General features: G+C 50.2%; 24 protein-coding genes. 17 read left to right on the top strand and 7 right to left on the bottom strand.

The features are described 5' to 3' along the window. Positions 1-59 precede the first annotated feature (59 nt). Positions 60-1,217, bottom strand: coding sequence for a 3-deoxy-D-manno-octulosonic acid transferase (locus tag C2M24_RS03405; protein ID WP_325034806.1), 1,158 nt, complete (start codon positions 1,215-1,217; stop codon positions 60-62). 182 nt (positions 1,218-1,399) lie between these two features. Between C2M24_RS03405 and C2M24_RS03400 the strand changes: the two genes are divergently transcribed. After that, positions 1,400-2,827: a capsule assembly Wzi family protein gene (locus C2M24_RS03400; RefSeq protein WP_105213311.1), complete on the top strand. Its 1,428-nt coding sequence runs from the start codon at positions 1,400-1,402 to the stop codon at positions 2,825-2,827. A gap of 23 nt (positions 2,828-2,850) precedes the next feature. Here C2M24_RS03400 and C2M24_RS03395 read toward each other — a convergent pair whose 3' ends face one another. Further along, positions 2,851-3,936, bottom strand: a complete 1,086-nt coding sequence (locus C2M24_RS03395) for a glycosyltransferase family 9 protein (protein WP_105199549.1) — start codon at positions 3,934-3,936, stop codon at positions 2,851-2,853. Between the two features lie 238 nt (positions 3,937-4,174). Here C2M24_RS03395 and C2M24_RS03390 point away from each other — a divergent pair, with 238 nt between their 5' ends. Continuing rightward, positions 4,175-4,759, top strand: coding sequence for a D-sedoheptulose-7-phosphate isomerase (locus tag C2M24_RS03390; protein ID WP_105199550.1), 585 nt, complete (start codon positions 4,175-4,177; stop codon positions 4,757-4,759). Positions 4,760-4,761: 2 nt separating this feature from the next. Then, complete coding sequence (gene hldE / locus C2M24_RS03385; protein ID WP_105199551.1) at positions 4,762-6,201, top strand: bifunctional D-glycero-beta-D-manno-heptose-7-phosphate kinase/D-glycero-beta-D-manno-heptose 1-phosphate adenylyltransferase HldE; 1,440 nt, start codon at positions 4,762-4,764, stop codon at positions 6,199-6,201. 28 nt (positions 6,202-6,229) lie between these two features. Here hldE and C2M24_RS03380 read toward each other — a convergent pair whose 3' ends face one another. Beyond that, a complete protein-coding gene (locus C2M24_RS03380; RefSeq protein WP_105213504.1) occupies positions 6,230-6,952 on the bottom strand; it encodes a 3-deoxy-D-manno-octulosonic acid kinase in 723 nt (240 codons plus the stop codon). 76 nt (positions 6,953-7,028) lie between these two features. On the opposite strand from C2M24_RS03380, the gene C2M24_RS03375 reads away from it, so the two are divergent. The 8 genes from C2M24_RS03375 to ubiA all read left to right on the top strand — a co-directional run bounded on the left by C2M24_RS03375 (position 7,029) and on the right by ubiA (position 14,150). Next, positions 7,029-8,129, top strand: a complete 1,101-nt coding sequence (locus tag C2M24_RS03375; RefSeq protein WP_105213310.1) for a glycosyltransferase family 9 protein — start codon at positions 7,029-7,031, stop codon at positions 8,127-8,129. Further along, on the top strand, positions 8,126-8,677 hold the full coding sequence (gene gmhB, locus C2M24_RS03370) for a D-glycero-beta-D-manno-heptose 1,7-bisphosphate 7-phosphatase (RefSeq protein WP_105213309.1): 552 nt from the start codon (positions 8,126-8,128) through the stop codon (positions 8,675-8,677). Before C2M24_RS03375 ends, gmhB begins: the two co-directional genes overlap by 4 nt. A 340-nt stretch (positions 8,678-9,017) precedes the next feature. Then, positions 9,018-10,214: a glycine C-acetyltransferase gene (locus tag C2M24_RS03365; protein WP_105213308.1), complete on the top strand. Its 1,197-nt coding sequence runs from the start codon at positions 9,018-9,020 to the stop codon at positions 10,212-10,214. A gap of 11 nt (positions 10,215-10,225) precedes the next feature. Beyond that, complete coding sequence (gene tdh, locus C2M24_RS03360) at positions 10,226-11,251, top strand: L-threonine 3-dehydrogenase (protein WP_105199555.1); 1,026 nt, start codon at positions 10,226-10,228, stop codon at positions 11,249-11,251. Positions 11,252-11,309: 58 nt separating this feature from the next. Continuing rightward, positions 11,310-11,627, top strand: a complete 318-nt coding sequence (gene glpE / locus C2M24_RS03355; protein ID WP_105188307.1) for a thiosulfate sulfurtransferase GlpE — start codon at positions 11,310-11,312, stop codon at positions 11,625-11,627. Then, on the top strand, positions 11,624-12,448 hold the full coding sequence (gene glpG, locus C2M24_RS03350) for a rhomboid family intramembrane serine protease GlpG (RefSeq protein WP_105199556.1): 825 nt from the start codon (positions 11,624-11,626) through the stop codon (positions 12,446-12,448). The genes glpE and glpG overlap by 4 nt, the downstream gene beginning before the upstream one ends. 263 nt (positions 12,449-12,711) lie before the next feature. Continuing rightward, complete coding sequence (locus C2M24_RS03345) at positions 12,712-13,278, top strand: chorismate--pyruvate lyase family protein (RefSeq protein WP_105199557.1); 567 nt, start codon at positions 12,712-12,714, stop codon at positions 13,276-13,278. After that, complete coding sequence (ubiA, locus tag C2M24_RS03340; protein ID WP_105199558.1) at positions 13,275-14,150, top strand: 4-hydroxybenzoate octaprenyltransferase; 876 nt, start codon at positions 13,275-13,277, stop codon at positions 14,148-14,150. Before C2M24_RS03345 ends, ubiA begins: the two co-directional genes overlap by 4 nt. Positions 14,151-14,191: 41 nt before the next feature. Here the strand turns inward: ubiA and C2M24_RS03335 are convergent, their stop codons facing one another. The 3 genes from C2M24_RS03335 to C2M24_RS03325 form a co-directional block, all read right to left on the bottom strand. Then, positions 14,192-14,812 (bottom strand): 2OG-Fe(II) oxygenase, encoded by a 621-nt coding sequence (locus C2M24_RS03335; RefSeq protein WP_105213307.1) that lies wholly within the window; start codon positions 14,810-14,812, stop codon positions 14,192-14,194. A gap of 81 nt (positions 14,813-14,893) precedes the next feature. Further along, entirely contained in the window at positions 14,894-15,784 is an 891-nt protein-coding gene (locus C2M24_RS03330; RefSeq protein WP_105213306.1) for a LysR family transcriptional regulator, read from the bottom strand. 237 nt (positions 15,785-16,021) lie between these two features. Further along, a complete protein-coding gene (locus C2M24_RS03325; RefSeq protein WP_105199561.1) occupies positions 16,022-16,411 on the bottom strand; it encodes a DUF2721 domain-containing protein in 390 nt (129 codons plus the stop codon). Positions 16,412-16,613: 202 nt separating this feature from the next. Between C2M24_RS03325 and C2M24_RS03320 the strand changes: the two genes are divergently transcribed. Genes C2M24_RS03320 through C2M24_RS03310 form a run of 3 tightly spaced genes read left to right on the top strand, consistent with a single transcriptional unit; the run spans position 16,614 to position 18,991 of the window. Further along, positions 16,614-18,059, top strand: coding sequence for a hypothetical protein (locus C2M24_RS03320; RefSeq protein ID WP_105213305.1), 1,446 nt, complete (start codon positions 16,614-16,616; stop codon positions 18,057-18,059). A gap of 28 nt (positions 18,060-18,087) precedes the next feature. Beyond that, positions 18,088-18,414 carry a putative signal transducing protein gene (locus tag C2M24_RS03315; protein WP_105213304.1) on the top strand — a complete coding sequence of 109 codons (327 nt, stop codon included), beginning with the start codon at positions 18,088-18,090 and terminating at the stop codon, positions 18,412-18,414. Continuing rightward, positions 18,401-18,991 carry a YjaG family protein gene (locus tag C2M24_RS03310; RefSeq protein ID WP_105199564.1) on the top strand — a complete coding sequence of 197 codons (591 nt, stop codon included), beginning with the start codon at positions 18,401-18,403 and terminating at the stop codon, positions 18,989-18,991. Before C2M24_RS03315 ends, C2M24_RS03310 begins: the two co-directional genes overlap by 14 nt. A 25-nt stretch (positions 18,992-19,016) precedes the next feature. Here the strand turns inward: C2M24_RS03310 and rsmD are convergent, their stop codons facing one another. Continuing rightward, entirely contained in the window at positions 19,017-19,628 is a 612-nt protein-coding gene (rsmD, locus tag C2M24_RS03305) for a 16S rRNA (guanine(966)-N(2))-methyltransferase RsmD (protein ID WP_105213303.1), read from the bottom strand. Between the two features lie 178 nt (positions 19,629-19,806). Here rsmD and ftsY point away from each other — a divergent pair, with 178 nt between their 5' ends. Genes ftsY through ftsX form a run of 3 tightly spaced genes read left to right on the top strand, consistent with a single transcriptional unit; the run spans position 19,807 to position 23,372 of the window. Then, positions 19,807-21,666: a signal recognition particle-docking protein FtsY gene (gene ftsY / locus C2M24_RS03300; RefSeq protein WP_105213302.1), complete on the top strand. Its 1,860-nt coding sequence runs from the start codon at positions 19,807-19,809 to the stop codon at positions 21,664-21,666. Between the two features lie 42 nt (positions 21,667-21,708). Then, the gene (ftsE, locus tag C2M24_RS03295; RefSeq protein WP_105199567.1) at positions 21,709-22,389 is read left to right on the top strand and encodes a cell division ATP-binding protein FtsE; all 681 of its coding nucleotides are present in this window, start codon (positions 21,709-21,711) and stop codon (positions 22,387-22,389) included. After that, positions 22,386-23,372 carry a permease-like cell division protein FtsX gene (gene ftsX / locus C2M24_RS03290; RefSeq protein ID WP_105199568.1) on the top strand — a complete coding sequence of 329 codons (987 nt, stop codon included), beginning with the start codon at positions 22,386-22,388 and terminating at the stop codon, positions 23,370-23,372. The genes ftsE and ftsX overlap by 4 nt, the downstream gene beginning before the upstream one ends. Positions 23,373-23,631 lie beyond the last annotated feature (259 nt).

The raw sequence follows: 23,631 nt of genomic DNA, 5'->3' as shown, positions 1-23,631 counted from the left end.
TTTGCTCCTCGATTAGCGCCAGGGTTTTATTAATAGCGCCCTGATTTTGCTGTACCACTTTAAGGCCACAGGCACCCAATGTCGGCACGTTTTTGCGGCTCGCTAAACAGGCTGTTTAGGGTCTCGACCAGGTTGTGCTCATCAACCCAGAGGGCGCCGCCTTGCTCTATCAAGGCCGGATACACATGGTCAAAGTTAAAGGTATGTTGGCCGCTAAGCACAGGTATGCCGTGGGCACAGGCCTCGAGCGGATTATGGCCACCGCGCTCAATCAGGCTGCCGCCAATAAAGGCGACATCGGCGGCGCCGTAGAGCATGCCGAGCTCACCTAGGGTGTCGGCCAGCAGTACGGCCTCACCTTGATGTTCATCCTGACTGCGACGGGAAAAGCTTATGCCTTGAGCACTGAGTTGCTCGGCGACCTTGTCGAATTGCTCCGGATGACGCGGGGCGATAATCAGTAAGGCATCGGGGTAACTTTTTCTCACTTGCTCATGGGCAAAAAGTAACAACTCCGGCTCGCCCGGGTGCGTAGAGCCCGCTATCCAGATTGGCGCTTGTCCCAAGCTGGCCTTAAGTTGCTTGGCCTGCTCTGCTTGTTGTTCGCTGACGCCGATATCGAACTTGATTGAACCGGTAGTCTCAAGCTTATCTTTATCCAAACCTAGGTTGATAAAGCGTTCGCCATCGGCCTGATGGTGGCAGGCAAGCCTGTCTATATCGCTCAAAATACTGCGCGTGAGCGGGGCAACCCGGGCATAGCCCTTGGCCGATTTGGCCGAGAGTCGGGCGTTGATAATCAGGGTGTTGAGTCCGTTTCGTTTTGCCTGATGCAACATATTTGGCCACAGCTCGGTTTCAATCACTGCCAGCAGGCGCGCCCCGGAGCGGCGAATAAAGCGGCGCTGAGACAGGGGTAAATCAAAGGGCAGGTAACAGACCTGCACCCGAGCGGCGGCAATGTCCTTGGCCAGTAACTGGTTTATTTGCTCGCGTCCGGTGGGGGTGTTGGTGGTCAGCACCAAGCGGTATTGATGTTTGTCGGCGAGCAACGCCTTGATTAATGGTAATGTGGCCAGTACTTCGCCCACCGAGGCGCAATGCAAGATGATGTCGCCGCTGGCCTTGGTAAAGCCAAAGCGTTCGCTAAAGTCTTGCCTGTAGCCCGGGTTTTTACGCCCGCGTAATACATACAGATAAAAGCAGGCCAAGGGCATAAGAATTAGCAGGATAAGGGAATATAAAAAGCGCGCAAACAAAAGAATAACTGGCCTGAAATTGCAAAGCCTTAGTGTAACCCGAGTTCTCCCCAGTGCCAAAACTTTACAATTTAACAGCTGAGTAATGGCCATGAATTTGATAGTATTTTCGCCATTATTTTAAGGCGCTAGGAAATCGCATGAAAGGACATAAGTTCGCCACCTCTGTGGCTGCTGCAGCTTTGCTATTGGCATTCAGTGGTGCGGCCGCGGCCAAACCTACGGCATATTTGCCAATCGGCTACGACGTAAATTTAGAGCAGCAATTGGATCGCATGTTTGTGCAAACCACAGGCACGCCCATGAGTAAGCCGTATCGCTTTAGCGATATAGATAAGGCCTTAGCCCAGCTAAAAGAGCAAAACCCGGCTCTATTTAGTTCCATCAATGCCAAGCTTATCCGTTATCGCGGCGAAGACAATATCACCCGTGCCGGTGTGACCTTGCGTTACGAGCACGACCAGACCACGCCTTTGGCCAATCAAAGGGGTTTAACCACGGACGAGTGGGGCCAGGTGATGTTCGAGGGCATTTGGCGCCCGAACGACTTGATGTTGATGCAAGTGGGCCTAGAGTTCCGCGCCGAAGCCGGCGACCTGGTGCCTTATAACACCTTTGTGGCTATTGCCGGTGAAGATCTGCAGCTTAATATTGGTTACAAGGAGCATTGGTTCTCACCATTTAAAACCAGTGCCCAGATGATCTCGACCAATGCCAAGGCCTCGCCTTCGATTTCCTTGGGCATGGTAGCGCCGGCACATAACTGGTGGAATTTTGATTTTGAGCTCTTTTACACTGAGCTGGAAGAGGTTAAAGAGGGTATCCGCTATCAGGGCGAGTGGCACGATGGTAAACCGCGTGTTGCCGGTACCCACATCAGTCTTGAGCCGCTAAGCGGTTGGAAACTGGGTTTTAACCGTATTATGCAATTCGGTGGTGGCCCTCGTGAGGTGGACTTTGGCGATGTGCTTGATGCCTTCTTCGACCCCGCCGGCAGCGATAACAGCTACAGCGAAGAAGAAAGAGAAACTGAGCTGGGCGACCAATTGGCCTCGGTAACCTCGACCTTCTATTTCGATTGGGGCATGCCCACGGAAATCTATTTTGAGTACGGCGGTGAAGACACGCAAGGCGGCAGTAACTTTAGCCTGGGCAATCAGGTCACCTCCTTTGGTGCCTACCTGCCTCAGTTAACCTCGGATGTGGCCCTGCGTTACGAATACAACAAGTGGAAAACATCTTGGTATACCAATGGCTTGTATAAGTTTGGTAACACCAACGATGGCTTCGTGTTCGGTCATTATGCCGGCGACAGACGTATCTTTGGTGATGGTGTTCCTGCCGAAGTGCATGCCCTGGTGCTGGATTATCAGCAGGATATGGACTCTTTGTGGCAGCTTAAGCTGACCCTGCAGGATAATGATTCTGCCCAGTACAGCGGTGCTCAGGAGCTGCAGTTACTCAATAGCAGCATGATTGATGGGTATCGAGTGGAAACTCAGGTGACCTATGGCAACGACGTGTTTGACGAGAGCTACGGTCACGCCTCTGTCTCCCTGTACTGGTAAAAAACAGTACAGATAAGCAGACCTTAGGCCTTGGCGAGTAGCGCCAGGGCCTTATCGGTTACGGTTTGCGCGCTGATGCTGTCGACGCGCTTACCGCCCACCAAAATTTCTCCCGGCCCTAAGGGGCGCCATTGGTGTGCTTTGGCACGGATCAACGCCAGCGCCGGCACGTTTAAGCTGGCGGCCAGGTGCATGATCGCCGTTTCCACACTGATCACCAGACGAGCGCGGCTGATCATCGCCGGCAATTCATAAAAATGCTGTTTAGCGCTAAAGGTACTGATGTCGATGCCTTTAAGTTGCTCGTTGTCTTGCACTTCTTGCTGCAACTGCGCCAATTGCTCATTGGGGGCGTTTATCACAAAGCGCAATGTCGGCTGTTTTTGGTGCAAGTTGGTTATGCATTCAAACACTTGGGCCAATTGCCAATCGCGCTTTTCAGTGGTCGACAGATGATTGATAAACACGAAATTATTTAGCTCATCGCTTTGTTGCAACGCATCCAGATAAGGCTTGGGCACCTGCAGGTGTTGAAATGCCTGGTTTGGGGCGTCCATGGCAACTAGGGCGTGAAAGTGATGGCGGTAAAAATCGCTAATATGATCGAAACGGGTGCTTTTTCTGACCTTGATACCGGCATCGAGAGCAGCAATGGTCTCTTTGTGTTGCCAGCGTTGCAGGGCGCTCAGGGCGTAGGCGCCAACGGCACAGCGGTCACCGGCAATCAGGCGGGCATAATGGCAGAAACGTTCGCTGCGTGTGGTGGCAATAAAAAACACCAGATCATAATTGCGCTGCTGTGCATCTTGTATTTGCTGTTGACGCTGCTGCTCTGAGTCTGGATTGGGGTAGATATGGCCGATATGGGACTCGCTCTCTAACCATTGGCCAAGAATTTGATTGCGCCCGCCATGCCAGCTTTTTTGTTGCTCGCGGCAGTCATCAAACCAAATATCAATTTCTAAATGCGGATAGGTGGCGGCCAGCTGTTGTAAAAACACCCCTTGATAGACGTAATCACCCAGTGCCAAATGGCTCATATAGAGTATGCGCTTGGCATTTTTTAATTGGGTTGCGCCGATTAAGGGATTACTTCCGTGCTTAGTCACCTAATATTGCCTGATTTAGTTTAATGCCGGCTAATAATAACAAAGCCTAGGTGGCAATGGCAGTGCCCAATTGTGGCATTTAAGTTAACAGTTAAGCTTTATTAACTAAATTCCGCGTGTAGGCTCTGCCGAGTATGCTTGTCTATTACAGGCTGCAGCCGCCAATCTCAGACAAAAACGTGCAATTCTAAATACTCTTTGGAATAATGCCGTTAAAACTCATGAATGAGGATCGAAAATGGTCAATACCGACACCCTAGCGGCTACCTACCTGGATAGCCTTGCCCGCCATCGCGCACTTTTTGATGTTATGGATACCTATCAACAGCAAGCAACCGAATTACTGGCAGCCTGTCATCAGGCATTGCAAGCCGGTGGTAAGGTGGTTTGGTTTGGTAATGGTGGCAGCGCCGCCGATGCCCAGCATCTGGCCGCTGAATTTGTGGTGCGCTATAAAAAAGAGCGCGGCCCCTTGGCGTCGATAGCCCTGACCACGGATACCTCGATCCTCACCGCTCACTCTAACGACTATCATTTCGATACCGTTTTTGAACGTCAGGTGCAGGCTCTGTGTAAGCCGGAAGACCTGGTGATCGGCCTGACGACTTCGGGCACCAGTGCCAATATCAATCTGGCACTCAAAGCCGCCAATGAAATCGGTGCTTATACCGTGGCTTTAACCGGTCGTGACGGTGGTGAGGTAAAAAACATCGCCAAGCTGCCCATCATCATAGCCAACGATGAAACCGCCCGCATTCAAGAGGCGCATATGTTTATCGGCCACTGGCTGTGTGAAGCGCTTGATTTGCTGGTAGCGGAGTAAGCATGGATCTGGGATTACTTAAAAATCTAAATAAAGCCAAGGTGTTGGTGGTTGGCGATGTCATGCTTGACCGCTACTGGCACGGTGACTCCGGACGCATCTCACCTGAGGCGCCGGTACCTGTTGTTAAGATAAACCGCCTTGAAGACAAGGCCGGTGGTGCAGCCAACGTCGCCAAAAACATTGCCCGGCTTGATGGCCAGGTGGCCTTACTGGGTCTGATCGGTGATGACGAAAGCGGACAAACCCTGCAGCGCATTTTGGCTCAGGAACATATCGACTCGCAGTTGGTGCAGGTAGTGGAGCTGCCGACCATAGCGAAAATGCGGGTGATCAGCCGTCATCAGCAGGTGGTGCGTCTGGATCAGGAAGAGCAATTCAATAAAGAACATTCACAATTGTTGCTACAGCGTCTTGAGCGCGTAGTGGACGACTACGACTTTGTACTTTTCTCCGACTACAACAAGGGTTCACTGACCCTGATTGAGGCCATGATCCGCGTTGCTAAGGATGCCGGCAAAACCGTGTTGGTTGACCCTAAATCGCCACAGCTAAGCCTGTATCGTGGTGCCGATTATATCACTCCGAACCTCAATGAATTTAGGCTAGCCGGCGGTGACAGCAGCGATGAGCAGGCATTGACCGCCAGTGCCCGTGCACTTATTCGCGAGGCCGGCATAGGTGCCATGTTGTTGACCCGCTCCGAGCAGGGCATGTCGCTGATCAGCGCCACCGAAAAGCACGACTTTGCCGCCCAGGTGCGTGAGGTCAGTGATGTTACCGGTGCCGGTGATACTGTGATCGCTACCCTGACCGTGATGCTAGGTGCCGGCATGGCCCCAGCGGATGCGGTGGAGCTGGCTAATATTGCCGCCGGTATTGCGGTAAGCAAACTCGGTGCCGCTACCGTTTCGCCGGAAGAGCTCAGCCGTAAGCTGGGACAATACCTGCGCGAAAACGGCGAGCATTATCAGGCGCCCTTTGAGTCCGTGTTGCAGCATATTGAATTTGCCAAGCAAAATGGTGAGAAAATCGTTTTCACTAACGGTTGTTTCGATATTCTTCATGCTGGCCATGTGCGTTATCTGGCCCAGGCCAAGGCCATGGGCGACCGCTTGGTAGTCGGGTTAAATACCGATGATTCCATTGCCCGCTTAAAGGGCCCGGAGCGTCCTATCAATCCGCTTGAAGAGCGTGCCATGGTGCTGAGTGCGTTAGCCTCGGTGGACTGGGTGATCCCCTTCGGAAAAGTGGAAGAAAATGATACCCCGGCCAAACTGATTGAGCAGGTGAGCCCGGATATTCTCGTTAAAGGCGGGGATTACAAGGTGGAAGAGATCGCCGGTGCCGAGCATGTACTGCGTCACGGCGGTCAGGTTGAGGTGCTGGAGTTTCTAAACGGCTGCTCAACGTCCAACGTGATCAGCAAAATCCGCACTTAATTCGTGTTTATCCTATCAGCAGGCCCTATCAGTAGGTAAGTGCTTGCTGATAGGCAGCCATTAAACACAGCCAGTCTTTTTCCTGCCAGTGAAAGGTGCTTTGTCGACCGGCTTCCTTGGCAAAACTGCGCGCTAATCTGGCCATATTCTGCTGCTGCCATGGTTCATCTGGCTGGCGTACCTCCCCCCTATCAAAATCAATGACATACACATTATCTTCGCCATCAAAGAGAATATTATTGATATTCAAATCGGCGTGATAGACCCCGGCGTTATGGAAGCGAGCCAAGGTTTGGCCTGTGCGCTCTAAGGTGTGCTCGTTTAAGGAGCCGGCCTGCAGGCGCTCACACAGACTTTGTGCCCCTTCTAAGGCGCGGGTAATGATGTCGCCGCGGTAAATCAGACCGGAGCGCTTAACCAGGGCGGCAATGGGCTCAACCACGGGCAGGCCCTGCTGATACAGGTCGCACATCAGGTCAAATTCGCGGTACACCCGGGTGTTCTTTATGCCGGTATAGAGGTACTGATCCTGCAAAACCTTGCCTATCAGACCACCGCGCCAATAATGGCGGAGCACGGCGCGTAAATCGCCCTCGGCAAAAAAGTAGGCGGTGGCACGTCCGGTTTTTTGTGCGTACACCTTATCCTCGGCCAACCAGTGTTCAGGAGAAAACCATAGTTCGGTGATCTCGCCAACATTGGCATTTGCGGTAAACAGGGTTTTGTTCGGGGCTAGGGGAGTCAGTTGCATAATAAACACATTGGCTGCAGGTGCTTGCCAGTGTAGCTTTTTTTGCCGCAACGATAAACTCACTATTGAACTTGCAATGCGCTGGCGTTGCTTTAACATTTGCTCAGACTTTTGCTTTAGGACGCTCGTTTTGCAACTCAATTCCGTGCAATCTATCTGTATTCTTCGTTTATCTGCCATCGGTGATGTTTGTCACGCGGTGGCCGCCGTACAAGCCATTCAACGGGTGCATCCCGAAGCCAAAATCACCTGGGTGATAGGTAAGGTCGAGGCTATGTTGCTCGATGGGTTGCCCGGCGTTGAATTTGTGGTGTTCGATAAAAAACAGGGGCGCCAAGCCTTTAAAACCCTGCGGGAGCAGCTTAACGGGCGAGAATTCGATGTGTTGCTAAATATGCAGGTGGCCTTTCGCGCCGGATTGGCGAGCCGCTGTATTCGCGCCAAGGTCAAAATCGGCTTCGATAAGGCGCGCTCAAAAGAATTGCATAGCTGGTTTATCAACCGTCGTATTGCCGCCAAAGAGCAGCCCCATGTATTAGAAGGCTTTATGCAGTTTGCCGAGCAACTGGGCGTCACCGACTTTACCCCTCATTGGCAAATGCCGCTCAGCGACACCGACAAGCAAAACGCCATGAAGCTGGTGGGCGACGATGGTGAACCCCTGCTGGTGATAAGCCCAGCAGCGAGTAAGGCCGAGCGCAACTGGTTGCCGGAGCGTTATGCCGCGGTGGCCGAGCATGCTATGGCACAGGGATTCCGTGTCGCCATTAGCGGCGGGCCCACGGCCATGGAGCAGCAGCTTGCCGAGCAGATCATTGCCCATTGTCAGCAGCCGGTGCTCAACCTGGTGGGTAAAACCAGCCTAAAAGAATTAACCTGTGTGTTGGGTTTGGCGACCCTGGTGTTGGCGCCGGATACCGGCCCGGCACATATGGCCGTGACTCAGGGCACGCCGGTGATAGGTCTGTATGCCCATTCCAACCCCAAACGCACCGGACCCTATTTGTATCAGGATTATGTGGTTGAGGTGTACAACCAGGCGGTGCAAGAGCAATACGGTAAGCCGGCCAGTGAGCTGCCCTGGGGCGTACGCGCCAAGGGTGAGCTGATGGACCGCATTGCCGTGGATGATGTGATTGCCATGTTCGATAAGTTAGTACGAGAGCACCGACTATGAGTAATAAAGCGGTATTTTTAGATAGGGATGGGGTGATCAATGTCGATCATGCCTATGTCCATAAGGCCGAAGACTTTGAATTTATCGATGGCGTGTTTGGCGCCTGTCTCGCATTTCAGAATATGGGCTATCGTTTAATCGTGGTCACCAATCAGTCGGGCATTGGTCGGGGTTATTACAGCGAGGCACAATTTGCCGAGCTAAGCGAGTGGATGACGGCGCAATTCGCCGCGCACGGCGTACAGCTGGATGCCATTTATTATTGCCCCCATCACCCCACTAAAGGTCAGGGTGAGTATGGCGTTGACTGCGACTGTCGTAAACCCGAGCCCGGCATGTTGCAACAGGGCATAGAAGCGTTTGATTTAGACCCAAGCCAATGCATCATGGTTGGTGATAAACATGGTGATATGCTGGCGGCCAAAAGCTGCGGCATAGGCACTAAGATACTGGTGCGCAGCGGTCAGGATTTTGCCGATCAGGCGTTGGCTGATGCCGACCTGGTCTGTGATTCCCTTGCCGAAGTACCTGCCCTGGTGAAGGCTTAAGCGCAAGCTAAAAAAGATGCAAGTGTAGCTAGGGTCTGTTTATCTTTGCGGTTTAGTTTATGTTCAATCTAAAAGCATTCTGATGAATATCATTACTGAGTTATGTGGTTAAATTCATCCATGAAGCTTGGTTACATCGCGCATCCATGCGCTCACCTTGCTAAGCTGCGAAGCATTGCTTCGGTCTTGCTCGCCTATGCTCACGGGGTGCATCTTTATCTGCATTCGATGAACGACAAACGATGCAATTGTGCCGCGAACCTTTTACAATACCCGCAAATATTTATTAACCGCTGAACCGACCTAGCCAAGGGAGTCGGTTCAAGTATTGGAGAAATTTATGAGAGCTTCTGCGTTTTATAGCCAGCTGCAAGCACAAATTGAGCAAGTGAAAGCCGATGGTCTGTACAAAAGTGAGCGTATTATCACCTCACAACAGCAAGCCGAAATTCAAGTAGCCAGTGGCGACAAGGTTATTAACTTCTGTGCCAACAACTACTTGGGTTTAGCTAACCACCCAGAACTAATTAAGGCTGCGCAGCAAGGTTTAAGCGATCACGGCTTTGGTGTGGCTTCTGTGCGCTTTATCTGTGGTACGCAGGACATTCATAAAACTCTTGAAGCGAAAATCAGCGAGTTTTTACAAACCGAAGACACGATTTTGTACTCTTCGTGTTTTGACGCCAATGCCGGCCTATTCGAAACCATTCTTGGTGCCGACGACGCTATTATCTCGGATTCATTAAACCACGCTTCTATCATCGACGGTGTGCGTCTGTGTAAAGCCAAGCGTTTCCGTTATGCCAATAACGATATGGCGGATCTCGAGCAACAATTGATCGCTGCCGACGAAGCGGGTGCCAAAACCAAGCTGATCGCCACCGATGGCGTGTTCTCAATGGACGGCGTGATCTGTAATCTTAAAGCCGTTTGTGACCTGGCCGACAAATACGATGCCCTGGTGATGGTGGATGACTCACACGCCGTTGGTTTTGTGGGTGAAAATGGCCGTGGTACGCCGGAATACTGTGGCGTAATGGACCGTGTTGATATTATCACGGGTACCCTGGGTAAGGCCCTGGGCGGCGCTTCGGGCGGCTATACTTCGGGTAAGAAAGAAATTGTTGAGTGGTTGCGTCAGCGTTCGCGTCCATACTTGTTCTCAAACTCTTTGGCTCCGTCAATTGTGACCGCGTCAATCAAGGTATTAGACATGCTGGCCGACGGCAAAGAGCTGCGCGATACCTTGTGGTCAAACGCCGCTTACTTCCGTGAGCAAATGGAAGCCGCCGGCTTTACCTGTGCCGGTAAAGACCACGCCATTATTCCTGTGATGCTGGGCGATGCCAAGCTAGCCGGCGCCATGGCGGATAAACTATTGGCCGAAGGCATTTATGTCACTGGCTTCTCTTTCCCTGTGGTACCTAAAGGTCAGGCGCGTATTCGTACGCAAATCTCCGCTGCTCACACCAAAGAGCAGCTGGACAAAGCGATTGCGGCCTTTACCCGTATCGGTAAAGAGTTGGGCGTTATTTAAGGAGCGCGTTGATGAAAGCATTATCAAAACTTAAGGCAGAAAAAGGCATCTGGATGACGGATGCTCCTAAGCCGGAAGTAGGTCATAATGATCTACTGATCAAAATTCGTAAAACCGCCATCTGTGGTACCGATGTTCATATCTACAACTGGGATGAGTGGGCGCAAAATACCATTCCTGTTCCCATGGTTGTGGGCCATGAATATGTGGGCGAAGTAGTGGACATGGGCCAGGAAGTACGCGGTTTCAATATTGGCGACCGTGTATCTGGTGAAGGCCATATTACCTGTGGCCACTGCCGTAACTGTCGCGCCGGTCGTGTACACCTGTGCCGCAACACTATAGGTGTGGGCGTAAACCGTGAAGGCAGCTTCGCTGAATATCTGGTTATTCCTGCATTCAATGCGTTTAAAATTCCAGACAATATCTCAGATGAGCTGGCGTCTATCTTCGACCCGTTCGGTAATGCGGTGCACACGGCGCTGTCATTCGACCTGGTTGGTGAAGACGTGCTGATCACAGGTGCTGGCCCTATCGGTATTATGGCCGCTGCGGTTGCTAAGCACGTGGGTGCCCGCAATGTAGTTATTACCGATATCAATGAATATCGTCTTGATCTGGCTAAAAAAATGGGTGCTACCCGCACAGTTAACGTAAGCCAGGAAAAGCTTGAAGACGTGATGAAAGAGCTGGGCATGACCGAAGGCTTCGACGTGGGCCTGGAAATGTCGGGTGTGCCTGTGGCATTCAACTCCATGCTTAATAACATGAACCATGGCGGTAAAATTGCCATGCTGGGTATTCCACCTTCGGATATGGCCGTTGATTGGAACCAGGTTATTTTCAAGGGCTTGATCATCAAGGGTATTTACGGTCGAGAAATGTTCGAAACCTGGTACAAGATGGCCAGCCTGATCCAATCGGGTCTGGATATCTCACCCATTATCACCCATGAGTTTAGTATCGATGACTTCCAGGAAGGCTTTGATACCATGCTTGGCGGCCAGTCTGGTAAAGTCATCCTAGACTGGGCATAATGCACAGAAATAAGGCGGCTTAGGCCGCCTTTTGTTTTAGAAGAGTATTTATAGCACTATGGCGTATAAACATATTTCAGTGGCGCAGACCCAAGCCCTGTTAAATGATGAAAATGTGGTGATTGCGGATATTCGCGATCCTAACTCGTTCGCGGCCGGACATATTCCTAAGGCCGAACACCTAAGCAATAGTAATATTGGGGAGTTTATGCTCCACAAAGAGTATGACCAGCCCATTATTGTTGTTTGCTATCACGGTATTAGCTCACAAGGTGCGGCTGGTTATCTGGCCGAGCAGGGCTTTGATGATGTATACACTATGGACGGCGGTTTCTCGGCCTGGGCTACTCAATTCCCGGAACTGGTTGAAAAATGATTGAACTAGGCAGCACCAATAATGTGCGCGCGGCACAAGGCTTTGTCGATTATATCGGCACTAAGGGCTTTGTGGGTGCACTACGACAAGGCGAGCAGGGCCATGTGATCATTGGCGTTGCCCCAGAGCATTTCCATCAGGTTCAGCCGTTATGGCAAGAATTTCAGGCACAGCCAGAGCATCCCCGTTATGCGGATGCGGCCTGGCAAAGTGGCCGTACCGACTCGGGCCTGGTTTATGGCGGCACTAAGCTGAACCTGCTACAGCGTTTTAACCAGTTAAGCCTGCTGGTTAAAGGCGTGAGTATTCTTAGCATACTCATCTATGCCTTATTTTTGTTGGGTCAGTTTACCGAGATTTTCCCGCTGCTGCAGTTTAACCCGGTGCAGCCCTTGTCCTGGTTGACGCCCTCTATCGTCCACTTTTCCGCGCTTCACATTATTTTCAATGTGTTATGGTGGCTGACTTTGGGGCCCGCTATTGAGCGACAAACCTCAAAACTGACGCTGGTAAGTGTGTTTATTCTTGGCTCCTTGGTGAGCAGCTGGGCGCAGTATTTAATGGTGGGGCCTAATTTTGGCGGCCTCTCCGGTGTGGTGTATGCCCAGGTCGGCTTTTGCTGGATTTACCCCTTGTTGGCGAAGACCAAGCCGATGATGACCAAGGGTATGATAGGCTTTTTATTGCTGTGGCTGGCCTTTGGTTTTACCGATACCTTCTTTATGCCCATGGCCAATTGGGCGCACTTGGGAGGCCTGCTTAGCGGCATGCTGATAGCTGTGTTTATGGCATTCAGTGGTAATAGTAAAAAAGCGACCTAGGTCGCTTTTTTACTTGTTGGAGCAGAACCTTAACGCACTCTAAGCATTTTTTAGGCTCTCTTAGTACCCGCCAATGTGAATAATTAATCCTGCTAAAACACCTTGTTAATTGTAAAATGCATAAGGCGCGCTCGCTATAATTAACTCCTCTAGCGCTACCTTAGGTGCTCGTAGTTTTGCGGACAAGCAAAATGTAACAGCACAGAGGCAAACACATCTCTTTAGCCCTTGCCTCAGCGGTGGTATGATCCTGCGGTGTTTTTTTGATTTATTCGAGTGGTCCTTTGCCTACTTATCCCCTTTCGCTGCAGGCGCAATGGCAAGATGTTGAGCGCGTCTCCTTATCGGCGCAATTGCTTGACTGGTTGGTTGAGCCAAATTCACTTACCCGGCGGCTGAAATCATTTTCCGAGCAGTTTGCCGTTGAGGTGCTGAGCGAGCGTCTTGTGGATGCTGCTGCTTACCAAGGCGATATATTTACCTGCGATACCCAGCAGGTGCGTGTGCGTGAAGTTATCTTGTTTTGTGATAATCGCCCTATGGTGTATGCCCAAAGCTGGATCCCCTGCTATGAGCACGCAGAGCAGGGTGTGGATCTGACTCATCTGGGCGCTACGCCCTTGGGTGAGGTGATTTTTCAGGACCCTCAATTGTCCCGTCAACAATTACAGGTCGCTGACTTTAGCGCTAATGCCGATCTTCTGGCGCTGACCCAATCCTTTAATTTGCCAAACCAGCCGTTATGGGGGCGTCGCAGCCGCTTTAACCTAACCGGGCAGCAGATTATGGTGTGTGAGGTATTTTTACCTGGAGCTTATGCCTACCTATGAAGTTAGCAGCATTGCAGTGGGCGCACTGGCCTTACTATAAGCAGCTTATGCGCACCGACAAACCCATAGGCACCTTGTTGTTGCTATGGCCAACGCTCTGGGCTTTGTGGTTGGCAGCCGGTGATGCGACCTGGCCGGCCATTGAGCTGATAGTGATTTTTTCCGCCGGAGTGTTTGTGATGCGCAGCGCCGGCTGTGTGATCAATGACTTTGCCGATCGCAAGGTAGACGGCGCCGTAGCACGTACGCAGGCTCGACCACTGGCCGCAGGCAAGGTCAGTGCTGGTGAGGCGCTAAGTTTATTCGTCTTGCTTATCCTGCTGGCTTTTGTCTTGGTTTTATTGCTCAATTGGCAGACCCTAGTCCTGTCTTTTGCAGCCTTGGCTCTGGCAGCCTGCTATCCCTTTATGAAGCGCTATACCCATTTGCCTCAGGTGGTGTTGGGCGCGGCCTTTAGCTGGGCGATTCCTATGGCCTATATGGCAACGATGGAAACCGTGCCTATGCAGGCCTGGCTGTTGTTTATTGCCAATCTAGTATGGACAGTTGCCTACGATACCCTGTACGCCATGGTGGATAGGGACGATGATGTAAAAATTGGCATTAAGTCCACGGCGGTTCTTTTTGGCCGCTTTGATTTAGCCATGGTGGCGCTTCTTAATACCCTGTTTATGGCCATACTTGTGTATATAGGTAGCTCGGCCGAGTTGACTTGGCCTTATTGGCTTGGGCTTTTGGTTGCGGCGTTACTGTTAATGCGTCAGCTGTATTTAAGTCGCCAACGTGACCGCGATGCCTGCTTTGCAGCGTTTTTAAATAATCATTATGTGGGCATGGCCATCTTTATCGGCCTGGTGGCGAGTTTGTACTAGCCATGCGCCCTATGATGGGCGCATCTCGTGCTATTTGTTGCTTAGCGCGGCGGGTCGATCACCCCGGCAATGGAGTTATTTTTCCTAAACCAGCCAGCGATGGAAAAGCGTGGTTGTTGCGCTGGCAAAACCTCATGCATAAAGCGTTCGCTTTCAAATACTACCAAGGTGCCGGCTTTAGGAGCCACTCGCTCCGCTATTTCCTTGGAGCGGGGTTTATAAATCACCAGCTCGCCGCCCTGAGCTGGGGTATTCAGATAGAAAACCGTAGTTAACACCCGGTTTGAACGTCCCTTAAAAGCATCATAGTGTTTTTTATAGAAATCCCCAGCTTGGTAATAGGCAAAGTGACATTCATAGTCGAATAAACCTAAATAGAAGTGCCTGTTTACGGTTAAACGCAACGCCTCCATGACAGCCAAATAATCGCGTTCTGCAGCGCAGCTGCCGCTAAACCACAAGGTCTTGTCCTTTCTCACCTCAGAATTTAGTTGCTGCTCGTCCTGGCGGCCTATAGCGGCTGGAGAAAATGCTGACAGCTGGGCTTGTGCGGTTGCGTAAAGTTGTGCGGTGAGATCTGGGCACAGGGCTTGCTCAATAATGGCGTAGCCTTGCTGATGGACATCATCAAGGACACGTTCAAACAACAATTCTGTATTCACATGTGGGACAGGGTAATTAATGGTGGCTAAGTATACCGCTGAAAAAGAAAAGCAGTGAGAACTTTATCAACGGTATTACTTTTAAGCTTCTAACCCCAGCGCATTGGCCGTTTGTGTAATGACTGTCAGCAGCTCATCAAGATGGCTATGGGGCTGCGATGCCTGCTGGGTTTTGACCACAAAGCGAGCCGCAGTGGAGTTGCTGTTGGAGCGAAGTTGTATCAGTTCTGGGTGAGCGCTTAGGGTCTTTGCATGCTCAATGGCGGCAATAGCTATGTTGCGGTTGTTGTTTACGCAGCTAATGATTTCGCTCAGGCTACCAAGACGAATATCATCGCCCTTGTTCAGCAGCTGTGCCGCTTCGGCTATCATGCTTTGCACATGCAGGCTCTGTGAAAAACAACCGAACAATGGATAGGGAGCCAGGTCGTCCAGAGTAATACATTCCTGGTTGGCCAGAGGGTGATCCTGACGGGCAAAGAGCAGCAGTTGATCGGGCAGGTGGAGATCTATGGTGTTGTTGTCTTGATCTTCTTCGCTGACATAAATATCTATTTCGCCGCGCTTGAGCATGGAGTAAAGCGCATCGCTTTCTTGCAGCTGCATCTCAATTTTGATCTCTGGATGCCTGGCCATAAATTGACCGCAGGAAACGGGCACTATGGTGCTGGCGGAGTTGGTGTAACCTACCACTAAGAGGTTATCGCGTTTGCCCTGGCTATGATCTAAGCGTTGAATTACTTGACTGTATTCGTCCAAAGTGCGTCTGCAAAAATGCAGGAACACTTCCCCTTGCTCGGTCAATATTACCGAACGGGTAGAACGTTTAACCAGTTGATGGCCCACTTCTTGTTCGAGTGTTTGAATACTGCGGGTTAATGCTGAAGTACTGATGTTGGTTTGTTCTGCGGCCTGACGAAAATGGCGTAACGAGCCGAGTGCTAAAAACTGCTTTAATTGTTCAAATCTCACTTTTAAATCCCTTAAAGTAAGTATATTAGGTCTTTGCTTTGTAGCCGAATCCAATATTAGTACATTGTACCCCAAATAAATAGGGGGGCCGCTAAAAAGTCGTTTTTTCGCTTGTATTAGAAACCTGAATAAGCGCTCCTAAAAATATAATTTTATACTCTGTTTTGGCCTATATTTACCTGATGTTGTACGCCTTTTCTGCTGGCTAAAGTAATGACTGGTTTTAATGATAAAGGATTATTTTTTTTGTCCTATAGATTCGAGCTCAATGGCAATGGCATCACAGGAAATATGTATTTCATACAAGGAAGTTAGCAGGGAAATCATCAAGGCTACTAAACTGATACCAAATAAAATAGTGCCGACCAAATTAACCTGTACAAATAGCGCAAACATTGCCAAAGTACATAATAAAAAAGAAACAACACCCCACACCTGCATGGTACGGATAAGGCGAATTCGCTTCTTTAAATTATCGATTTGCTGAACCACAAAAGGGCGGATGTTTTCACCCTCACGAGCATTAAGTTCACGGATCAATTGAGCCAGCACTAAAAAGCGGTTTGTGTAAGCTAAAAGTAGTAGGGAAATAGCAGGAAAAAGTAGTGCTGGCGTGGTTAATGTCATCTTTTTTCCATTATTGGAGTTTATAATAGTGGAATGTTAACTATAGGCTAGACTTTTTTACAAATAACAGGCTTAATATTAACAATTTTGCTGTCGGTCTTAGAAACTAAGGCATTAGACAAGTTTAATCAAGCATATATATGCGAATAGATGTTCGGTTTAAGTGATAAAAACAATACCTGCATCTAGTTAAGGGGGAAACATGGCTATCAACAATGGTAAGCCTCAACAAAAAGAGGCGCCAGATAAATTGGCACAGGAGTTCACACTGCGCTGTGCAGATTTATTTAACGTTGAGCCGGAGCAATTAAATAACGCCCTGGCTGACTCATCAGACAATCAACCACTGCACCAATTCGCCGCACAACTAAGTCAACAGCTGAGTATAGCTTTGGTTGCCGCGCAACTGGGTAATAACACCGATGCCGGTGATGCCGAACAACTCGAAGAAGCACGCGGTGAGCTTGCTGCTTTAAAAGAGCGTTATGCAACGCAGAATCGTCAATTACTAGAAGCGCAACAAGAAAACGCTCAGTATGCCGATGAGCATGTGCAGCTAAAACAAAAACAACATGAGCTGGCGGCGCTTAAGCATAAATTAACCGAGCTCGAAAGCGATAACTATAATTCTCAAGGTGAGCGTGAAGAGTTACTTAACGCGGTAGCCACCTTAAGAGAGCAAAAAGCAGCTTTTGAAAAAGATAATCAAACATTAAAACAAGCGTTAGAAAGCCAGCGCCAAAGCAATATCGCTTGGCAAGAAAAGCTCAAGGAAATGGCCGAGCAACAACAGGGCAGTGAGGAAGCGGCACAGCAGCTTATTGAATTGCAAAAAGAAAACGAAGCCATTTCAGAACAGCTTGCTCATTACGAACAACTGGTTAGCCGTCAAAACCAACAGCTTTCGGATTTATCGGAGCAGTTGAATGAATCAACCGAAGAAGGTGAAAACCAGCAGGTGATGGTGCAGCGCTTAAAGAACCTGGGCGAAGAGCTACGCAATGAGCTTAATGCCGAACAGGAGCAATTGGCTGAGCAAAGAGCGGCTAATGAGCAGCTGACTCAGCAGCTGGCCGAGTTCCAAGCGCAGCAGCAAGAATCTGAGCAGCAATATGAGCAAGCACAGCAAGAAATTGCCAGCCTTAGTGAGCAGCTAGCCGCCATCGAAGATTTACAGCAGCAACTGCAAGAGCAAGAGCAGCTACATGAGCAAGCGCTCAAAGAGCAAGCTAAGCAACAGCACAGCTTACTGAAACAGGAGCAAGAGCAGTGGCAGCAACAGCATGCCGAACTGCAGCAGCGCTTAGCCGAGCTTGAAGAGCAAAATCAGGCACTTGATGAAGAGAGAAACGCCATTAGTGCTGAGCTCGAACAGATGCAAGATCGCAGTGCTCAGGAAAACCAGGAAATTGAGCAGCTAAAAATTCAGGTAGAAAACCTGGGCTCGCGCCATCGCGATGAGCAACAGCGCAATGAAAGCCTGCGTTCACGTATCGACAATGACTCGAAGCAAGCGCGTCAGGCGTTCGACAGCTTGCGCTCTGAGCATCTTGAGCTAAAAGACGAGCTTGAGCAGGCGCAAGAAAAAATGATGGAATATAAACTTAAGTTTGACTACGCCCAGAAGCAACTGCAAAGCGACGCCTAAGTGACTTACGCTCACTGGTTCACGCTAAATGAGCTTTAAATGGGTGAAGGCCTTTGACGCTGAGCACAGCGTCGAGGCCAACATAGTTAAAGGCATGCTTGAGCATGCCGGCATCCAATGTCAGCTCAAGGGTGAGGCCCTGCAAGGGGCGCTAGGTGAAATCCCCTTCACCGAAACCACGGTCAGTGTCTGGGTATACGATATAAAACTGCCCGCAGCTCAAGAAATCTTGCTAGAATACCGCCAATCAAAAACATCAGCAGCGAAATGGCAGTGCCAGTTCTGTCGGCAGTGGAATCCCGCTAGTTTCGATTTGTGCTGGTCCTGTATGAAAGATAAAAATGAAGAAGCCTAATAACTTTCAGCGTATTCGTGAGTTGAATACGGTGCAAAAGGCGGCCCTAGCGGCGGCCTTGTTAGAACGCATGTTGCCAAATTATACGCTCTTTAGTGAGGCCCTTGAGTTTGGTGAGCCCGAGGTATTGCGCAATGCTCTGGCCTTATGCTGGGAAAAGATCCTGCTGCCTAAGAGTAAGATCAGCATAGAAAAACTGATTGAAAAGGTAGAGCCAAATGTGCCCGAGGTAAATGATTTCGATGTGTTTGGCGTATACCCGGCCATAGATGCCGCTACCGCCTTGCTGACCTTGTTGCAGGGCTTGCAAAGTAAGGACGAGCACGAGTATGTGAGCGTGTGTAAGATAGCGCAGGGAACCGTTGCCCGCCTTATCGAATATCAATTTGAACTCGATGAGCAGCCTTACAGTGCGCAGGATGTGAATCAGCATCCGTTGATGGAATATGAAATCGAGGTGCTAGGCGAGTTAATCGACTTTGTTGCCGCCATGGTGCGACTCGATAAAGACAGCGCCAAGGCGCTGCGCCAATTGGCCGTTGCCGATGGCCAGACCAATATTGGCGTAGAGATATAACACTATTTTGCAGGCTTGGCCCTTGCTAGGCCTGCTTTACTCTTTGATACAGTCGGCACCAAACCTGTCCGGCCTGCTTTTCCTTTAGCAACTGCCAGTTGGCAGGAGCGCAAAAGTCCTGATTATCACTTTCCACTTCGACATAAATAAGTGCCTGATCGCTTAGCCAATTTTGTTGTTCCAGGGCGGCGCAACATGGGGTGCTTAGATTGCAGTGAAAGGGCGGGTCGACAAATACAAGATCGAACTGGCGGCTGGCTGGGCACTGTAAAAATGCCATGGCATCGCCGCGTATTATCTCGGTATTGGTTAGTTTCAGCAGTTGCGCATTTTCTTCCAGTTGTTTTGCCGCTTTGGCGTCGAGTTCAAGCAAGGTCGCATCGCTGGCAAAGCGTGACAGGGCTTCAAAGCTCAGGCTTCCGGCCCCGGCAAAGCAGTCCAATACACTAGCATCACGTACATCCATCATTAACCAGTTAAAAATGGTTTCTTTGAGGCGATCCGTTGTTGGTCTTAAGCCGAGAACGTCATGAACCGGTAGCTTTCGCCCTCTATGCTGACCACCAATAATGCGGATTTGTCCGGCACCAGAGTGGTTTTTAGGGCTGTTTTTTACCGTTTTTCGTCGGCCGATCATGCTTTTACTCACTTATGCTTTTTCCATATGCTGGGAAAATGATAATATAACGCGCAATTATAAATAATATTTGTCGCTAGCAACAGCGGCCCGAGTTTGGGCGGTCGATATCGGCGGGAGAATACCTGCGTTTTCAGACCCATGGCCCACCTTAATATTGAGTGTACGGTTTCAGATTATGGCTAAAAAAAGTAAGTTTCTGTCTTGGTTCGGTTTAGGCAAAAAAGATAAGCAAGAACAACAGGAACAAGAGCTAGAGCAACAGCGTCTAGCCGAAGAGCAAGCCGAAAAGCTTGCCGAGGAAGCCCGTGAAAAGGCCGAGCAGCTAGCCGAGCAGCTAGCCGAGCAGGAACGTCTGGCTGCTGAGCAAGCGGAGCAAGAGCGTCTAGCTGCCGAACAGGCTGCTCAAGAAAAAGCAGAGCAAGAGCGTCTAGCTGCCGAACAAGCTGCCCGCGAGCAAGCAGAGCAGGAACGCCTGGCTGCCGAACAGGCGGCTCAAGAAAAAGCAGAGCAAGAGCGTCTGGCTGCCGAACAAGCTGCCCGCGAGCAAGCAGAGCAGGAACGCCTGGCTGCTGAGCAAGCGGCCCGCGAGCAAGCAGAGCAAGAGCGTCTGGCTGCCGAACAAGCGGCTCAAGAGAAAGCAGAGCAGGAACGTCTGGCTGCAGAGCAAGCGGCCCGCGAGCAAGCAGAGCAGGTACGTCTAGCTGCCGAGCAAGCGGCTCAAGAAAAAGCAGAGCAAGAACGTCTGGCTGCCGAGCAAGCGGCTCAAGAAAAAGCAGAGCAAGAACGTCTGGCTGCCGAACAGGCGGCTCAAGAGCAAGCAGAACAGGAGCGTTTGGCTGCCGAGCAAGCGGCTCAAGAGCAAGCAGAGCAGGAGCGTCTGGCTGCCGAACAGGCGGCTCAAGAGCAAGAGCGTTTGGCTGCCGAGCAAGCGGCTCAAGAGCAAGCAGAGCAGGAACGATTAGCAGAAGAGGCTCGTTTAGCCCAAGAGCGTGAAGAGGAAGTCCGCTTAGCAGAGGAAGCCCAACTAGCTAAAGAGCAAGAAGAACAAGAACGCCTTGCCAAAGAGCAAGCGGAAAAAGAAGTCGCAGAGCAAGAGGCTGAAGAGCCGAAAAAGACGGGCTTTTTCTCTCGTCTGAAAAAAGGCCTATTAAAAACCAAGTCGAATATCGGCTCTGGCTTTGCCTCCTTATTCGCCGGTAAAAAAATCGATGACGAGCTGTTTGAAGAGCTGGAAACCCAGCTGCTTACTGCGGATGTGGGTGTGGATACCACGGTTAAACTGATTGATAACCTGACCGATGCCGCTGACCGTAAACAGCTTAAAGACGGTGACGCCCTGTATGAATTATTGAAGCAGGAAATGGCCGATATGCTGGCCAGCGCCGAACAACCTCTAGATCTAGATAAGAAAGACGGCCCCTTTGTGATCCTTATGGTGGGTGTCAATGGCGTGGGTAAAACCACCACCATAGGCAAACTGGCAAAACAGTATCAGCAGCAGGGTAAATCCGTGATGCTGGCCGCCGGTGATACCTTCCGTGCCGCCGCCGTTGAGCAGTTGCAGGTGTGGGGTGAGCGCAATGAAATTCCAGTGATTGCCCAGCACACGGGAGCCGACAGTGCCTCTGTGGTCTTCGATGCCTTCCAGGCTGCTAAGGCACGTAATATTGATGTGCTAATTGCCGATACCGCCGGACGCTTGCAGAATAAAGACAACCTGATGCAAGAGCTGGAAAAAATTGCTCGTGTAATGAAGAAAATCGATGCCGATGCACCTCATGAAGTGATGTTGACCATAGATGCGGGTACGGGCCAAAATGCTATCAGTCAGGTGAAGCTATTTGACCAGGCGGTGGGCCTAACCGGTATTACGCTGACCAAGCTTGACGGCACCGCCAAGGGTGGGGTGATCTTCGCCATTGCCGATCAGTTTAAAACACCGATTCGTTATATAGGTGTGGGCGAGGGCATTGACGACCTTCGTACCTTTAACAGCAATGACTTTATTGAGGCACTCTTTAGCGGTGAGCAATAACAGCTAGCGATCGCTGCTAGTACAAATTGGGACATAATAATAATGATAAAATTCCAAGATGTGAGTAAAACCTATCCCGGCGGCCACTTAGCCCTTGAGAAGGTGAGCTTTCATATAAAGAAAGGAGAGCTTGCCTTTTTAACCGGTCACAGTGGTGCCGGCAAAAGCACCTTGTTAAAGCTGATCAGCCTGATGGAGCGCCCCTCAGTGGGCAGCGTGGCCATTAACGGCGTTGATCTTGGTGCCATTAAGCAAAGCCAAGTCCCTTATGTGCGCCGGGATATCGGCATTATTTTCCAGAATCACCGTTTATTAGACAGATATTCAGTGTTTGATAACGTTGCCTTGCCATTGGTGATTGAAGGTGCGCATCGCAAACAAATTGAAAAGCGGGTGTCGGCGGCACTGGAAAAAGTAGGGTTAGGGGATAAGGCCCGTTGTAACCCTCTGACCTTATCAGGTGGTGAGCAGCAGCGAGTGGGTATTGCCCGTGCAATAGTGAATTCACCGCCCATCTTGCTGGCCGATGAGCCGACCGGTAACCTGGATCCGGAACTCTCCATGGAAATCCTTAAACTCTTTGAAGACTTTAATAAGCATGGCACCTCGGTGCTGATAGCCACCCATGATCTCGGTCTTATCGCGCGCATGAAGTACCGCAGCCTCACGCTGAAAAACGGTCGCCTGCTGAACGATCCCTTAGCGCCGGAGGCGGCATTATGAGTTTATTGTTTAAAGGTCGCAAAACCGAGTATCAGCGCAAGGGCCATTCCTTTTTTACCCGTTGGTATTTTGGCCTCTTTAATACTATTCGCCAAGGCGTACAGAGCCTGGGTGAAATGTGGCGGACACCGGCGGCATCCATGATGACCATCTTGGTGCTGGGTCTAAGTCTGACCTTGCCCTCCACCTTATACCTGGTGGTAAAAAATGTGCAAAAAGTTAGCAGTGGCTTTGAGAATGCCGCGGAAATATCCTTGTTTGTGAAGCAGGATATGTCGGCGCAACAGGTGCAAACCCTGGTAAAGCGCCTGGCGTTATTCAGTGAAGTGGAAGAAGTACGCTATATCAGCAAGACCCAGGCTCTGGATGAGTTTAAACAGGTATCGGGTTTTGCCAATGCCCTGGATTATCTCGATGCCAATCCGCTTCCCGATGTGGTTCTGGTTACCCCCACAGAACGACATCGCCAGCCGCAGGCGGCAAAAGCTCTGCTAAATAAGTTGCAACAGGAGCGCGAGGTCGACTTTGGTAAGCTGGACATAGAGTGGTTGGAAAGACTCAATTCCATTTTAAATCTGCTCAAGGAAAGCGTGATCACCATAGCCATGTTATTGCTGACCTCGGTGATCTTGATCATAGGCAACACCATTCGCCTGTCTATTATGGATAAACGCAGCGAAATTCAGGTAATGAAGCTGGTCGGTGCAACGAATGGCTTTATCCAGGCACCCTTTTTATGGACCGGTATCTGGTATGGGGTCATAGGTGGTTTTGTGGCGCTGATATGTAACCTGTTAATGATGTGGTGGTTGGAGTCGGCGGTGGCGCAGGTGACCGGCATCTATCAATCCAGCTTTATATTGCAAGGACTCAGCGCCGATGAGTTTATTACCCTTATTGGCCTGGCCGTGGTCCTTGGCTTTAGCGGCTCTTACCTGTCGGTACGCCGCTATATTAAAGAAATCGAACCGGATAAGGTTTAATCACTCCTGTAGTCGTTAGCCATGGTTGTTAAGCCGGCTAACGACTGCTAAAGTTCACTCAATGTTCACTGCCAGCACGCTAGATTTTTCTCGTTAGAACTTAAGCTGTTATCAAATTGTCATATTTCAAAGTCGCTAAATTATCGGTTTTTATCAATAAAAACAATGTGTTATCTTGTGATTTATGATCTTTGAGAACTTCTTGATAAGCGCGCAGTCAAAGGTTACAATGCTTTAGCACTCTCGCTAAAAGAGTGCT

This window comes from Pseudoalteromonas sp. T1lg22 (assembly GCF_002964645.1).
Lineage (GTDB): Bacteria > Pseudomonadota > Gammaproteobacteria > Enterobacterales > Alteromonadaceae > Pseudoalteromonas.
This window is presented reverse-complemented; position numbering and strand designations above follow the sequence as displayed.